The sequence below is a fragment of the Candidatus Symbiopectobacterium sp. NZEC135 genome, from assembly GCF_025962695.1.
In genome coordinates, this window is the sequence record NZ_JAGFPF010000029.1 from 22,353 (window position 1) to 37,031 (window position 14,679).

11 protein-coding genes and 1 pseudogene are annotated in these 14,679 nt (G+C 51.7%); all 12 read left to right on the top strand.

Features of this window, described 5'->3' with window-relative positions:
- Window positions 1-4: 4 nt before the first annotated feature.
- The 12 genes and pseudogenes from J5224_RS14730 to J5224_RS14785 all read left to right on the top strand — a co-directional run bounded on the left by J5224_RS14730 (window position 5) and on the right by J5224_RS14785 (window position 14,651).
- Window positions 5-733: a C40 family peptidase gene (locus J5224_RS14730; protein WP_413544680.1), complete on the top strand. Its 729-nt coding sequence runs from the start codon at window positions 5-7 to the stop codon at window positions 731-733.
- On the top strand, window positions 717-1,322 hold the full coding sequence (locus J5224_RS14735) for a tail assembly protein (protein WP_264626089.1): 606 nt from the start codon (window positions 717-719) through the stop codon (window positions 1,320-1,322). The genes J5224_RS14730 and J5224_RS14735 overlap by 17 nt, the downstream gene beginning before the upstream one ends.
- A 132-nt stretch (window positions 1,323-1,454) precedes the next feature.
- Window positions 1,455-1,745 carry a hypothetical protein gene (locus tag J5224_RS14740; RefSeq protein ID WP_413544681.1) on the top strand — a complete coding sequence of 97 codons (291 nt, stop codon included), beginning with the start codon at window positions 1,455-1,457 and terminating at the stop codon, window positions 1,743-1,745.
- Between the two features lie 47 nt (window positions 1,746-1,792).
- Window positions 1,793-4,618, top strand: a pseudogene (locus J5224_RS14745) (phage tail protein); the annotation flags it as partial.
- Window positions 4,619-5,542: 924 nt separating this feature from the next.
- Window positions 5,543-6,010: a DUF1983 domain-containing protein gene (locus tag J5224_RS14750; protein WP_264626117.1), complete on the top strand. Its 468-nt coding sequence runs from the start codon at window positions 5,543-5,545 to the stop codon at window positions 6,008-6,010.
- 60 nt (window positions 6,011-6,070) lie between these two features.
- A complete protein-coding gene (locus J5224_RS14755; protein WP_264626091.1) occupies window positions 6,071-7,078 on the top strand; it encodes a hypothetical protein in 1,008 nt (335 codons plus the stop codon).
- 14 nt (window positions 7,079-7,092) lie between these two features.
- Entirely contained in the window at window positions 7,093-9,495 is a 2,403-nt protein-coding gene (locus tag J5224_RS14760; RefSeq protein WP_264626092.1) for a pyocin knob domain-containing protein, read from the top strand.
- 274 nt (window positions 9,496-9,769) lie between these two features.
- Window positions 9,770-11,191: a siroheme synthase CysG gene (gene cysG, locus J5224_RS14765; RefSeq protein WP_264626093.1), complete on the top strand. Its 1,422-nt coding sequence runs from the start codon at window positions 9,770-9,772 to the stop codon at window positions 11,189-11,191.
- Window positions 11,192-11,200: 9 nt separating this feature from the next.
- On the top strand, window positions 11,201-12,109 hold the full coding sequence (gene cysD / locus J5224_RS14770; protein WP_264626094.1) for a sulfate adenylyltransferase subunit CysD: 909 nt from the start codon (window positions 11,201-11,203) through the stop codon (window positions 12,107-12,109).
- A gap of 11 nt (window positions 12,110-12,120) precedes the next feature.
- Window positions 12,121-13,548 (top strand): sulfate adenylyltransferase subunit CysN, encoded by a 1,428-nt coding sequence (cysN, locus tag J5224_RS14775; protein WP_264626095.1) that lies wholly within the window; start codon window positions 12,121-12,123, stop codon window positions 13,546-13,548.
- Window positions 13,487-14,266, top strand: coding sequence for an adenylyl-sulfate kinase (gene cysC / locus J5224_RS14780; protein WP_319802444.1), 780 nt, complete (start codon window positions 13,487-13,489; stop codon window positions 14,264-14,266). The genes cysN and cysC overlap by 62 nt, the downstream gene beginning before the upstream one ends.
- Window positions 14,267-14,324: 58 nt before the next feature.
- Window positions 14,325-14,651, top strand: coding sequence for a DUF3561 family protein (locus tag J5224_RS14785; RefSeq protein ID WP_264626097.1), 327 nt, complete (start codon window positions 14,325-14,327; stop codon window positions 14,649-14,651).
- The last annotated feature ends 28 nt before the right edge of the window (window positions 14,652-14,679 follow it).

Here is a 14,679-nt window from a genome sequence, read left to right on the forward strand (position 1 = left end):
TAGTGTGAAACTGGGAAATTTGATCGTCAGCGCGATCCTCGCCCATGCTGAGCAAGAATATCCGCGCGAGGCGTGCGGGGTGGTGGTGCACAATCAACAGCGGCAACGCTATGTGCCGTGCCGCAATCTGGCGCAGGCACCGCAGGATCATTTTATCATCAGCCCCGAGGACTATGCGCAGGCGGAAGACAGCGGCACGCTGGTGGCGATCGTGCACAGCCATCCCGATGCCACCACCACGCCCAGTGCCGTCGATCTTGCCCAGTGCGATCAATCGCAACTGCCCTGGGTGATCGTGAGTTGGCCGGAAGGCGATGTTCGTACCCTGATGCCACAGCAGGGGATTAAGCCCCTATTGGCGCGCCCTTTTGTGCACGGCATTTGGGACTGCTACGCCATTGTGCGCGACTGGTATCAACTGGAGCGCAATATTCAACTGCCGAATTTTGCGCGCACCGACGACTGGTGGAACCGGGGCGAAAACCTGTATATGACGCACTACCGCGACGCGGGCTTTATGCCAGTGACGGATGATATTGCGCCGGGTGACGTGATCGTTATGCAAGTGCGCGCCAGCGAGCCGAATCATGCTGGCGTCTACGTTGGCAACGGTGAAATGCTACACCATATGTACGGTCAGCTTAGCCAGAAAGTGCCCTACGGCGGCTACTGGCTGGACAGAACCATTATCCGACTGCGTTATACCGGAGGGAATCATGACGCTAGCCATTGAGTATCAGCCGTTAAAAACCATTCGGCTTTACGGCGTATTGGGTGCCACCTTTGGTCGTGTGCATCGTCTGGCGGTGGAAACCCGGCAAGAGGCCATAAAGGCGTTAAGCGTGACTATTCCTGGTTTTGAAAAGTTTCTGTTGACCAGTAAATCTCGCGGTTTGGTTTATGCCGTATTTGATGGGAAACGTAATCTTGCGAAAGATGAATTAGATTTTATCGTTGCGGATGAAATTCGCATTGCTCCGGTTATTATTGGCAGCAAACAGGCGGGTATATTTCAAACGATTTTAGGTGCAGTGTTGCTGATTGCCTCTATATGGAATCCTGGTGCTTTAATACCAGCCAAGGCGCTTTTGACGGTCGGTGCCATGGGGGCATCCATGATGCTTGGCGGCGTAATGCAAATGCTCACCCCGGTTCAAGGCGGCATCTCTATGCGTCAGTCTCCCGACAATAAGCCCTCCTATGCGTTTGGCGGGCCGGTTAACTCCATTGCGCAGGGTAACCCAGTGCCGATTCTCTATGGCCGCCGTCGTATTGGCGGTGCGATTATCTCTGCGGGAATTTACGCGGAAGACCAGCAATAATTATTGCCTTCATCAACGTTTTACCGGTGCTGTCGTGCTTTATTTACCGTTATCTATACACAGCAAATATCTGCACACTGCCAAGGTAAAAAAATGAAAGCATCCTTATTATTGCCATTGCAATTATGGTTTCTGCCAACCCTGTTTTTCTACGTATTGTTTTTCTCCGTACTGTTATTACCGGAAGGTGCTATTGCCAAAGCGCAACCGGTTAATAACGAGCAAATAAAACAAGCCATCATCGATGAGTCTATTTCTGCTTATTCGGGAAATTGCCCGTGTCCCTACAATTCGGCACGTAACGGCAGCAGCTGTGGAAAACGCAGCGCGTGGAGCCGGGCCGGGGGCTATTCACCGATCTGTTATAAGCATGAGGTGACGCAAGAGATGATAGACACCTGGAAGAAACGACATAAATCCTGATGCCGATAAACCCGCCTTGAGCGGGTTTTCTTTTTAATGGAGTACCCATGACAGCGATCAAAGGCAGCAAAGGCGGCAGCGCGAACGCGCGTGTTCCCGTTGAGTCGCCGGATTCCATTCAATCCACCTCCTACGCCAAAATACTGCTGGCGCTGGGGGAGGGGGAGTTTGCCGGGAATCTGGATGGCTCGCGTATTTTTCTTGACGGTACGCCGCTCAATGACAGCAACGGCAACGCCAATTTTTCCGGCGTGTCGTGGGCGTTTCGTCCCGGTACGCCCGATCAAAGCTATATTCCCGGTTTTCCCGGCGTGGAAAACGAGATTGCGGTAAGCACCGAACTGACCAGTAAAACGCCATGGACGCGTTTGCTGCCCAATATCAATCTCTCAGCGGTACGCATGCGCTTCTCCTGGGCGGCGTTGCAACAGCAGCATGATAATGGTGACGTAGGCGGCTACCGTATTGAGTATGCCATTGATATTGCTACGGACGGCGGCAGCTACCGTGAAGTGCTGAAAACGGCGATTGATGGCAAAACCACCACGTCATATGAACGCAGCCACCGTATCGATCTGCCCACCGCATCCACCGGTTGGCAGATCCGCGTGCGCCGCATTACGCCCAATTCCACCAGCAATCGTATTGCCGATAAGATGGCGATTGAAGCCATTACCGAGGTGATCGACGCCAAGCTGCGTTACCCGGAAACGGCGCTGCTGCTGATGCAGTTTGATGCACAGCAGTTTCAAAATATTCCGGTTATCTCATGCGAGCCGGACGGGCGAATTATCCGCGTACCCACTAACTATGATGCACAAACGCGGCGCTACTCGGGCAGTTGGGATGGCACCTTCAAGTGGGCCTTCTCCAATAACCCGGCTTGGGTGTACTACGACATTCAGCTTTCTGAACGTTTTGGTTTGGGCGAGCGCATCAAAGCCACCCATTTGGTGCTGTCGAAATGGACGCTGTACCAGATTGCCCAATACTGCGATCAGCTTGTGCCGGACGGTCACGGCGGCAGCGGCACGGAACCGCGCTTTTTATGCGATGTGTATATCCAATCGCAAGAAGAGGCGTGGACGGTGCTCAACGATCTGGCGGCGATTTTTCGCGGCTCCTCATTCTGGGCCAACAACCAGATGAACGTGCTGGCCGACATGCCGCGCGAGATGGATTACGTGGTCACCCGTGCCAACGTGCGTGACGGGCGCTTTACCTATAGCAATGCCAGCAGCAAGACGCACTACAGCACCGCGATGGTGGCGTGGTCCGATCCGGATAACGCCTATCAGGACGCGGTGGAAGCCGTTGCGGATAACAAGCTGGTGCGGCGCTACGGCATTAAACAGGCGGATGTGACCGCGATTGGCTGTACGCGCCAGACTGAGGCTATCCGGCGCGGCAAATGGATTTTGCACACCAACGATGCCGATCGCACCGTCTCCTACACCATGGGGCTGGACGGGGATATCCCGGTTCCCGGCGCGATTGTCGGTATTGCTGATGCCTTGCTGGCCGGGCGTCCATTAGGGGGGCGCATCAGTGCGGTTGATGGACGTAACATCACGCTTGACCGCGTTTCCTCTGCGGCAATCGGTGAACGCCTGATTCTCAACCTGCCGAGTGGCAAGGCCGAAGGGCGCACCATCGAGGCGGTGAATGACAAGGTAGTCACTGTTACCACCGCGTACAGTGAAACGCCGGTGCCTGAGTCGGTGTGGGCAGTCGATGCTAACGATTTGGCGCTGCAACAGTATCGCGTCATTGGTGTGAAAGAGGGCGAAGACAGCACCTCCTTTGACATCACGGCTATCGAATTCGACCCGGATAAATTCGCCAAAATTGATACCGGTGCGCGCATTGAATCTCGCCCCATCAGCCTGGTGCCACCTTCGGTACAGCCTGCGCCGAACAACGTAGCGATCAGTGGCGATAACCGCATCGAACAAGGCATCACTATCACCACCCTGCGCATTACCTGGGACAAGGCGGACAGCGCCATTGCCTATGAAGTGCAATGGCGGCGTGATAACGGCAACTGGATCAGCGCGGCGCGCACCTCGGCATTGGGCGTTGACGTGCCGGGTATTTATGCCGGACGCTACCAAGCGCGCGTGCGCGCCATCAATGCCACGGAAATCTCCAGCCTGTGGGCCAACGCGCAGGAAACCACGCTAACCGGCAAAGTGGGTAATCCGCCGGCACTCTTAAACCTTTCTGCATCGACCGACGTTGTATTCAGTATCGATCTGTCATGGATGTTTGGCTCCGGTTCAGAGGATGGGCTCAAGACGACGTTGATGGTGGCCACAGCCCCTGATTATAGCGATGAGATGTTCCTGGCTGATGTGCCCTATCCGCAACGGAACTACAGTCTTCCGGGGAAACTGACGCCGGGGCAAATACTGTTTTTTCGTGCGATCTTTACTGACAAGCTGGGGAATGAATCGGACTCGACTGAGTGGGTTCGTGGCATGGCAACAAATGATGCCAGCACTATAAAAGACCTACTAAAGGAAGCCATAACAGAGACTCAGCTAAGCAAGGAATTGCTTGAAAAAATTAATAGCCTTCCCAGTGATGTTAATGTGAACGACCTTGCGAACCAGATAACGCAAGCTCAAGAGAACATCACAAAAAATAGGGCTGAGTTGCAGGGAGAAGTTGAGTCAGTAAGAGAGAGCACAGATATTCTAGCGCGTTCTACTATCGAATGGAGCCTGGCTCTTAATGCAGAGGGAAAAGAGCGCCGGGAACGTGAAGCATGGATCATTAAGCAGCAAGCCGAGTTGGAAACGGATCAACAATCAATTGCTGAGGATGTTACGCAACTGGGTGCAAACTTTGATGAACAGCAGGCTGCATTAACGCATATCGATAGAACCGTATCCGATAATCAAAAATCAGTTGTAGAATCTCTTGAAAGGTTAGAAAGCAGAGCATCTGAAAATGAAACCAGTATTGAAAGACTGGATCGTGTTTTCAGTGATGAAATAGAGTCTAGCGCCCAGCAGATTGACAGGCTCAAGACGGATGTTGAGGGGAATAAAGCTGATATATTAAATGAGCAGAAAGCCCGTTCTACAGCCGACGAAGCGCTTGGGCAGCGAATCTCATCATTCGCTGCTGTTGTCGGAGAAAATCAGGCATCTGTAGATCAGAAGATTCAGGTGTTGTCTGATGCGGGCTCCGCTCAAGCCAAAAAGATTGATGACCTAAGTAGCTCCGCGAATGAAAACCGTGCGGCTGTCACCGAACTGCAGGAAGCCCTTAGCAATAACACTGGGGCTACTGCTTCATTAACTCAATCTCTCGATGCAATAGCACGTTCGGAAGTGCAGCATGCGCTGGATAATGAAAGTGACTTTCGGGAACAAGAGAAAAAAAATGCATCAATATTAACGTCACAAAGAGTAATAGCTAATGACCAAGAATCTCTCGCTGAAGAACTATCTTCTCTTGAGGCTAATCATGATGCTACATCGGCAAGGTTATTAAAGGAAGAATCTACCCGCGCCAGTGAAACTGAAGCATTGTCAAAAAATGTGGTTGAGCTAACAGCAAATATTGAGTCGAGTAATGTGCGGATCGCCAGAGAGGAATCAACTAGGGCAACAGCAGATGAATCACTGTCTAAAAGCATATTAGAATTATCATCATCATTTGATAGCAATAAAGCTTCACTCACTCAAAAAATTGAATCGCTAGCAACTGATAATTCAGCACAGACAGGGGTAATTAATCAGCTAAAAACTCAGGTTGGTAATAATTCATCGGAATTAGAACAAAGAATGCAAACCGTTTTTGACAAAACGGGTGCAGGTAAGTCCATTTACACTCTAAAAATGGGGGTTAATGTTGACGGTGAGTTCTACGATGTTGGTATGGCATTGGGGGTAGAAGTTGTTAATGGTGTTGTCCAGCGCCAATTTTTGGTGAACGCGTCTACATTCGGTGTGATGAATAACGAAGACGGTAATATATCTATGCCATTTGTTATTCAAGACGGTCGAATGGTTGTAGACAATGCAATGCTGGGTAAAGCTGTAATTGGAAGACTTCAATTAACTGATTACCTTGAATCAGATAATTATGTTTCCGGTCGTTCAGGACTAAGGCTTGATTTAAAAAATGGCAATCTTGTCATGAACTCTGAATCTGACGGATATAGTGTGACTTTAAGTTCAAAAGGGTTAAAGGTCTATGACGAAAATAAAGATCTCATTGTCGAAGTTGGCATTTTTGATAATGTTAACTAGCACTTTATCTGGTTGCGTATCTTCCTATTCTGAAAATGTAACCTTTAAGGGAGTATGGCAATGTCACTGGGTGGGATGAAGATATGGAATAAAGATAGAACATCTTGGAAGTTTGATGCGACGTGTACGGCTCCCGCAATACTCGGATATGGGTATTATAATACTGTATACTATACCACTACATTAAATCTAGGCATCAAGATACCAGAGGGATCTGATTATTATCTTTGGCTGGCTACCCATGCTGCGATGGATTATCTGGTAGAGAGGAGTCAGTGGACACCACGCGGCGTTTATTACTACACAACCAGATTAGATAGTAATAGAAATGTTTTGATAGATTCACATAACGAGTATGGTGTGTTTGGTCATGTCAGTTCTAATTATTATTCCTTATTTACTTTTCCGCTTCCTGATAAAACGGGGAAAGGTGGGCTAAAATTTATTCATGGTAACTCATTTTCCACTATTTCAGATATAAGTAAGTTTTCTTTTTTAAAATGGAAAGGAGATATAGATTTAAGAAGTGGTTGGACGCCTTCGAGCATTGATTCATCAATTACACCCAATAACACTATTGTTTTTTTCTATCTTGATAATGAAACTGTCACAGTTCATAAGGACTTCGATGGTGTTTACCGTCTTTATAGTTCTGGGCTTGGAGAATATTATGGGGTCGTAAAAGCAAAAGTGATTATATTCGGCGATGGTGGAATAAAAAAATCCAGAGCTGGAGTTAGAGTCCACAACCCAAAAACAAAAGAAATTGTTTTTGATTCTGCTAATGAAATAATGGTTTCACCAAAGGTAATCACAATGGTGAACAAAGGTCTTGGAGAGTACACGACAGTTCCTGGTGTGGCGAGACCTATGATAACTCCGACACAAATTGGTGGAGAGTATTATGCAGGATGGTTTGGTTCTATTGGCGTTAATTCGAATGGCACTCAAATAGCCCCTCAGCGAGGGCGTTCTTACTATGTAAGAGCTTCACATGGTCCTCATTGGTTGGAAATAAAAGAAATTCCTGTCATGGTTTTGGATGCGGAAAATTATTTCAATTTTTAGAGAAAGAGGTATAAATGGGATATCGCATAGGTACGGTTAATGTAGTTTCAGGTAGCACCAAAGTAATTGGTGTAGGCACTGAGTGGGCAGATCTCAAAAACGGTGTTATGCCTGGTTTTCCGTTCAAAGGACCAAATGGCTTAATATATGAGATTAAGTCGATTGAAAGTAATACGGGGATGACACTGAATGAAGCCTATACGGGGCCCACAGCATCTGGCCAGTCGTATTCAATCCTTACAACCTATCAGGGGGATTTATCCCAGTTTGCAGCCCAATTTAATGCACTGCTGACATACTATCGTTTGACACGTAACCAGATGATGTCGGTTCTGACTGGCACGGAAGAGGTGCAGGTTACCAGTGATGACGGATCAATTATTACCGTTCGTTCGCTACAGGAAATGAATGCTGTACTGAATGGGAAGGTAACAGGGGTTAAGCAAACAGGCCCGTTTGACGCAACAGCAGGCTCACTATTGATAAACGGGGCATGGGGTTGGGGTGGGTTAGGTCAAACCTTTAACTCGGACGACGCTGCGCTGTTGGTTTCAGCTAGAAACGCTGCTTTTGGTAGCAGGGTTTTTAGAAATGACACCGTAAGTGCCTACTCTAAACAATATGCGCCGTCGCTCATGCTTAAGACTGGCGATACCTGGGCGATAGTGTCGGTCGGATATACGGTGTCCGGCGTATCCGGTGGTATTAGAATTGCGGCGGGTACTAATTCAGGCTCTGCAACAACCGTGCATGAATTATGGACAGATAAAAACCTTACTCCCTCAGACATGTATGGTTCTCGCGGAACCTTGGGAACTGCTGACCTTGATACAATATTCGGGCCAAACTACCGTGGAGTATGGGATCAAGGCTCAACGGCTAATGCCACAGTAGCCAGAAATTACCCAATAAACAGCGCTGGCAGTCTTGAGGTTATTTACAATGCCGCTAATGGCGTTGGTGTTATTCAGCGCTATACAACACACGCCAGCAATAGAGTATTTGTGCGCTATAAGGCTCGCGATTTGCCCGGAGATACATGGTCTGCATGGGTTGAGCAGTGGACAAGCGGCAATCTTGTTAAACAATCTCAATATGTTAGCACATCGGGGGATGTGCTAATTTCCGGTCTTGCCGGGGGAATTGGCAGGGACTCGTCACAAACAGTACCTGATGCAACACTTGCATCCAATTTTAGAGCTAACGGCGCATGGTATGTTCGCAGCAGTCAGCAGTCAGATGTTCCTGCCAATGGGTATTTGTATAATATTTTTGGCAACCCATCCAATACATATGGTTCTCAGTTATTTATCGGCCCTAACAATGCCACTCCGTCATTTCAGTATCGGACGATAGAAGGAAACGCTGTCGGGAATTGGCATGAACTGGCGACACTTGATACAGCGCAGACATTTACAGGACAAAAAACTTTTTCTGCGTCAATGAACGTTGCTACAGGTTCAGCAACTGGAGGTCTTGAAATAGGTTCCTTGTCCGCTGCTGGAAACTCTTTTATTGATTTTCATACAAGCGGCAACAATAACGATTATGATGTAAGAATATTGGCTGGCGGTGGAGCGGCTGCAATTGGTCAAGGCACAATGAATATCAATGCAGCAAACTTACAATGGAACGGTAATGCTGTAATAGACGCCGCAACCGCACAAACAATCGCTGGGGCTAAGGTGTTTACGGCTTACCCGGAGGTTAGAGGCTCAACTCCGGTTTTCAGACTCCAAGCAACCGCTATCGCGGAATCCATAGTCGGACGACACATTGAGGTTGCGAATATCGCCGGGGTTCCACGGCTTTACCTCAAGGCAGGTAGCGGCGGCTCACCTATATCAGCAGGTGAGAAGGTGATTTCGTTCCCCACCACTGCTACAGGCACAGTGTTAGTTACTGGAAATAACGCCGTAGTCGACTCCAACGGCTTCTGGAAAACCGCCTCCCCGGTTGTGAAGCTGTTTGCAGACGGCACCAGCGAACTCACCAGCGAAGCCGAAGGCATTACCACCGAACGCCTGAGCGAAGGCGTTTACCGTATTGCCGGCTGTTTGGGCCTGAATGCCGATCGCGCCTGGGGTGGTGATGACGGCGGTATCGATGTGCCGATGTGCCGCAATAAGTTACCGCGCCTGTGGGTGGACTATGGCGGCGATGAGGGCAGTGCGCAGATAAACCCGGATGGCTCTATCGTTATTCGTACCTATCATCGGCCACACCCGGATGCGCCGGTGTTCGCACGTAATGAAATTGAAGGCTACGCCAACGGCGATCCGATCGATATTCCGCACGACACCTTTATCTCGGTACGGGTACAGATGCCAGCGGTTGAGGCACAGGAGGCGGTGGTTGAAACGGTGCCCAATGCGGTTGAAAGCGACGTCGTTTTGGAAACCTCAACGCCAGTGTGAATAACCCCCAGGTCGGTCAGCGATGGCCGACCTGACTGGGCTTCGCGCATAATCCCTAAACGTGAAATTTTTTCTCACAGCGTTGATAGTCACACGCCGTGAGCCTAAAGGTGTTTTTTTAACCCCATAAAAATCAATCGATAAGCATTACTCTGCGCTTCCTGCCCCGCTTTTATTCCATTACGGAACTTATCATTCCAATTCGGCATTTCATAACCCTTCCTACAGCACCGTATAGTCTACTTATCCAATTTTTAACTTTGTTAAGGCGATTGTGAACTATCTCCCTTTGTTCGCTGACGTGAAGCAGCGTGTGGTGTTGGTGGTCGGCGGTGGTGAGGTAGCAACGCGCAAGATTGATTTGCTGTTGCGTGCGGGTGCCGACGTGCATGTGGTGGCCAAAGCCCTGACAGAGCCGCTTTTGGAAAAGCACCACGCCGGTCAATTGCGCTGGCTGGCGCAGGAATTCTCCCCTGATCAGGTGGATAAGGTCTTTCTGGTGATCGCCGCTACCGATGATGTGGCGTTGAACGCGGCGGTGTCTGAAGCGGCGCAGCAGCGCTATCGCTTGGTTAACGTGGTGGATGACCAGCCTAAATGCTCATTTATTTTTCCGTCTATTGTCGATCGCTCGCCGCTGGTGGTGGCGATTTCGTCGGGCGGACAAGCGCCAGTGTTGGCGCGTTTACTGCGCGAGAAGCTGGAAGCATTGCTGCCTGCCAGTTTGGGCGATATGGCCCGAGTGGCTGGGGAATGGCGCGATCGCGTCAAAGAGCGGTTTCATTCGATGCGTGCGCGCCGTCAGTTTTGGGAACGGCTGTTTAATAGCCCTTTTGCTGACCAGATGGCTGCCGGGCAACAGACGGTGGCAGAAGAAACCTTGCGCCAGCAGTTGGAGCAACCTCAGCAGGTGCAGGGGGATGTGGCGCTGGTGGGCGCGGGACCGGGGGATGCCGGTTTGTTGACCCTGCGGGGGTTACAACTGATTCAACTGGCGGACGTGGTGCTCTATGACCATCTGGTGAGCCCGGAAGTGCTGGAATTGGTGCGTCGCGATGCGGAAAAAATCTGTGTCGGCAAGCGCGCCTCCTCGCACTCGTTGCCGCAGGGGGAGATCAACCGTCTGCTGTTTACGCTGGCATCGAGCGGTAAACGGGTGGTGCGCCTGAAAGGCGGCGATCCGTTCATCTTTGGGCGCGGCGGTGAGGAAGTGCAATACCTGGCAAAAGCGGGCATTCCTTTTCAAATCGTCCCGGGGATCACGGCGGCGGCGGGTGTAACCGCCTATGCCGGTATCCCGCTTACCCACCGCGATTACGCACAAAGCGTGTTGTTTATTACCGGGCACTGCCGTCCAGACGGTGAAGCGCTCGATTGGTCCACGCTGGCGCGCGGGCGTCAGACGCTCGCTATCTATATGGGCACGGTGAAAGCGGCGGAAATCAGCCAGCAGCTGATCGCCCACGGGCGTGCACCGGATACGCCGGTGGCGGTGATTAGCCGTGGTACGCGATCGGATCAGTCCGTGAACATCGGCACGTTGGCGGAGTTGGACGCGTTGGCGCACCAGGCACCGACGCCGGCACTATTGGTGATTGGCGAGGTGGTTGCACTGCACCATCAGCTCGCCTGGTTTGGTCTTCAGGCGCAGGAGGCCGGGCAAACCGGACGTTCTGCGCTCGTGAATTTGGCTTGAGGAAGGGTTATGGACGAGAAACGACTGACGCACCTGCGACAGCTTGAAGCGGAAAGCATACATATCATTCGTGAAGTGGCGGCAGAATTCAGTAATCCGGTGATGATGTACTCCATCGGCAAAGATTCTTCCGTGATGCTGCATCTGGCGCGCAAGGCATTCTACCCCGGCACCTTGCCCTTTCCACTGCTGCATGTGGATACCGGGTGGAAGTTTCGCGAGATGTACACCTTCCGCGATCGCACGGCGAAAGCCTACGGCTGCGAACTGCTGGTGCACCGTAACCCACAGGGCGAGGCGTTGGGCATTAACCCGTTCGTACACGGCAGCGCCAAGCATACCGATATCATGAAAACCGAAGGGTTGAAGCAGGCGCTGGATAAATACGGCTTTGATGCCGCGTTCGGCGGGGCGCGGCGTGACGAAGAGAAGTCCCGCGCCAAAGAGCGTATCTACTCCTTCCGCGACCGTTTTCATCGCTGGGATCCGAAAAATCAGCGCCCAGAGCTGTGGCATAACTACAACGGCCAGATTAACAAAGGGGAAAGCATTCGCGTGTTCCCGCTCTCCAACTGGACGGAACTGGATATTTGGCAATACATCTATCTGGAAAATATCGATATTGTGCCGCTCTATCTGGCTGCTCCGCGCCCGGTGCTGGAACGCGATGGCATGTTGCTGATGGTGGATGACGATCGTATCGATCTGCAACCGGGCGAAGTGATTGAGCAACGCATGGTGCGCTTCCGTACCCTCGGTTGCTGGCCGTTGACCGGCGCGGTGGAATCACAGGCGCAGACGCTGCCGGAAATCATTGAAGAAATGCTTGTCTCGACCACCAGCGAACGGCAAGGGCGCGTCATTGACCGGGATCAGGCCGGCTCGATGGAACTGAAAAAGCGTCAAGGGTACTTTTAAGGAATCGTCAAATGAACCAAAGCATTGCACAACAGATTGCCGAACAGGGCGGTGTCGAAGCCTATTTGCACGCGCAGCAGCATAAAAGTTTACTGCGTTTTCTGACCTGCGGCAGCGTGGACGACGGTAAAAGTACGTTGATTGGCCGTTTGCTGCACGATACGCGTCAGATCTACGAAGATCAGCTGTCTACGTTACACAACGACAGCAAGCGGTTAGGCACGCAAGGGGAGAAGCTGGATCTGGCGTTGCTGGTGGACGGTTTGCAGGCCGAGCGTGAGCAGGGTATTACCATCGATGTGGCCTACCGCTATTTCTCTACGGAAAGACGTAAATTTATTATTGCCGATACCCCCGGTCATGAGCAGTACACCCGTAACATGGCGACCGGCGCCTCAACTTGCGATCTGGCTATCCTGTTGATCGATGCGCGCAAAGGCGTACTGGATCAAACCCGCCGTCATAGCTTTATTGCCACGCTGCTCGGCATTCGCCATCTGGTGGTGGCAGTGAACAAAATGGATCTGGTGGACTATCAGCAAACGGTATTTGAGCAGTTCAAGCAGGATTACCTCGATTTTGCCCAACAGCTACCGTCATCGCTACAAGTGACCTTCGTGCCTATCTCCGCGTTAGATGGGGATAACGTGGCGACGCCAAGCACCACCATGCCGTGGTACAGCGGCCCGACGTTGTTGGACGTGCTGGAAACGGTTGACGTTACGCGCGAGAGCGATACGCAGCCGATGCGTTTCCCGGTGCAGTATGTGAATCGGCCTAATCTGGATTTTCGCGGTTATGCCGGAACGCTGGCCTCCGGTGTGGTGCAGGTTGGGCAGCGCGTGAGGGTGCTGCCGTCTGGCGTGACCTCCTCCGTGGCGCGCATCGTCACCTTTGATGGCGATCTGCAACAGGCGCACGCGGGGGAAGCGATCACGCTGGTGTTGGCCGATGAGGTGGATATCAGCCGTGGCGATCTGTTGGTGCCGGAAGCGGATAATCTGCGTGCGGTGCAGTATGCACAGGTTGATGTGGTGTGGATGGCGGAGCAACCGTTGGTGTCGGGACACAGCTACGACATCAAGGTCGCGGGCAAGAAAACCCGTGCGCGGGTAGACAATATTCAGTATCAGGTCGAGATCAATTCGCTGACGCAGCGCGTCACAGAAAGTTTGCCGTTGAACGGCATTGGCCTGGTGGATTTGACCTTTGATGAGCCGCTGTTGCTCGAACCCTATCAACAAAATGCTACCACCGGCGGTATGATTTTTATCGACAGACTGAGCAACGTGACCGTCGGTGCCGGGCTGGTACGCGAGGCAATTGCGCAGGTGACGCAGGAACCGTCCGCCTACAGTGCGTTTGAGCTGGAGTTGAATGCGCTGGTGCGCCGCCACTTCCCGCACTGGGGTGCGCGCGATCTGCTGGGAGGGAAGTAGCATGGCGTTGCCTCCAGCAGAGAAGCACCAGGCCGTTGATGGCAATCGCGATGACACTATTTATGATGAAAACAGTCATGATGAAAACAGTCATGATGAAAACAGTCATGATGAAAACAGTCGTGATGAAAACATTGTCTGGCACGATCACCCGGTGGCACGCCGCGATCGGGAGCGGTTGCACCGCCACCAAGGGGCCGTTATCTGGTTCACAGGCCTGTCGGGGTCGGGAAAGTCCACGCTGGCAGGACAACTGGAACAGCGCTTGCACCAACTCGGCGTCAGCACCTATTTGCTTGATGGCGACAATGTGCGCCACGGGCTGTGCCGCGATCTGGGTTTTTCCGATGCCGATCGGCGCGAGAATATCCGGCGTGTGGGCGAAGTGGCCAGCCTGATGGTGGATGCCGGGCTGGTGGTATTGACGGCGTTTATTTCGCCCCACCGCGCGGAGCGCCAGCTGGTGCGTGAATCGCTGCCGGAAGGAAAGTTTATCGAAGTGTTTGTCGATACCCCGTTGGTCGTATGCGAAGCGCGCGATCCTAAAGGATTGTATAAGAAAGCACGTGCCGGCACGCTGACCAATTTTACCGGTATCGATGCCGTGTATGAGCCGCCACACACGCCTGAACTGCGCTTGGAAGGTGAACAATTGGTAACAAATTTGACCGATCAGTTATTAGATCTGCTGCACAGTCGAGCTATTATCAAAGTCTGATTGGCTCTGTCAGGTGTCACCGCCTTTCGCGGTGGGGCGGAGTGTCACAGGGTAGACTATGCAGAACGTAACGCAGTTATCGGTGAGTAAAAGACGTGTGGTGCGTGAAGATGAACGCACCTACCCGTCTATGGGCGCTATCGCCGGTTTTTCTTTCTACTGGCTGGCCTTTGTGGTGCCCATTTTGGTTTATGGCACCAATACCACGTTATTCTTCATGCTCTACACCTGGCCGTTTTTTCTGGGGCTGATGCCTGCGTCGGTGCTGATTGGCGTTTTTTTCAGTGTGATATTCAAAGGCAACATGACGCTGATGGTGTTGTGTAGCGGTGCGGTGATTGTCTGCCTTTTCTGGCTGGTGTTTTCGCTGATCACTGGGTGGTGAGAAGCGGCGCGCGCATCGCGCACGCCAG

Coding starts and splice junctions, on each gene's coding strand:
- J5224_RS14735 (WP_264626089.1), top strand. CDS start 717: ATGACGCTAGCCATTGAGTATCAGCCGTTAAAAACCATTCGGCTTTAC.
- J5224_RS14750 (WP_264626117.1), top strand. CDS start 5,543: ATGCAAACCGTTTTTGACAAAACGGGTGCAGGTAAGTCCATTTACACT.
- J5224_RS14755 (WP_264626091.1), top strand. CDS start 6,071: ATGTCACTGGGTGGGATGAAGATATGGAATAAAGATAGAACATCTTGG.
- J5224_RS14760 (WP_264626092.1), top strand. CDS start 7,093: ATGGGATATCGCATAGGTACGGTTAATGTAGTTTCAGGTAGCACCAAA.
- cysD (WP_264626094.1), top strand. CDS start 11,201: ATGGACGAGAAACGACTGACGCACCTGCGACAGCTTGAAGCGGAAAGC.
- cysN (WP_264626095.1), top strand. CDS start 12,121: ATGAACCAAAGCATTGCACAACAGATTGCCGAACAGGGCGGTGTCGAA.
- cysC (WP_319802444.1), top strand. CDS start 13,487: ATGCGCTGGTGCGCCGCCACTTCCCGCACTGGGGTGCGCGCGATCTGC.
- J5224_RS14785 (WP_264626097.1), top strand. CDS start 14,325: ATGCAGAACGTAACGCAGTTATCGGTGAGTAAAAGACGTGTGGTGCGT.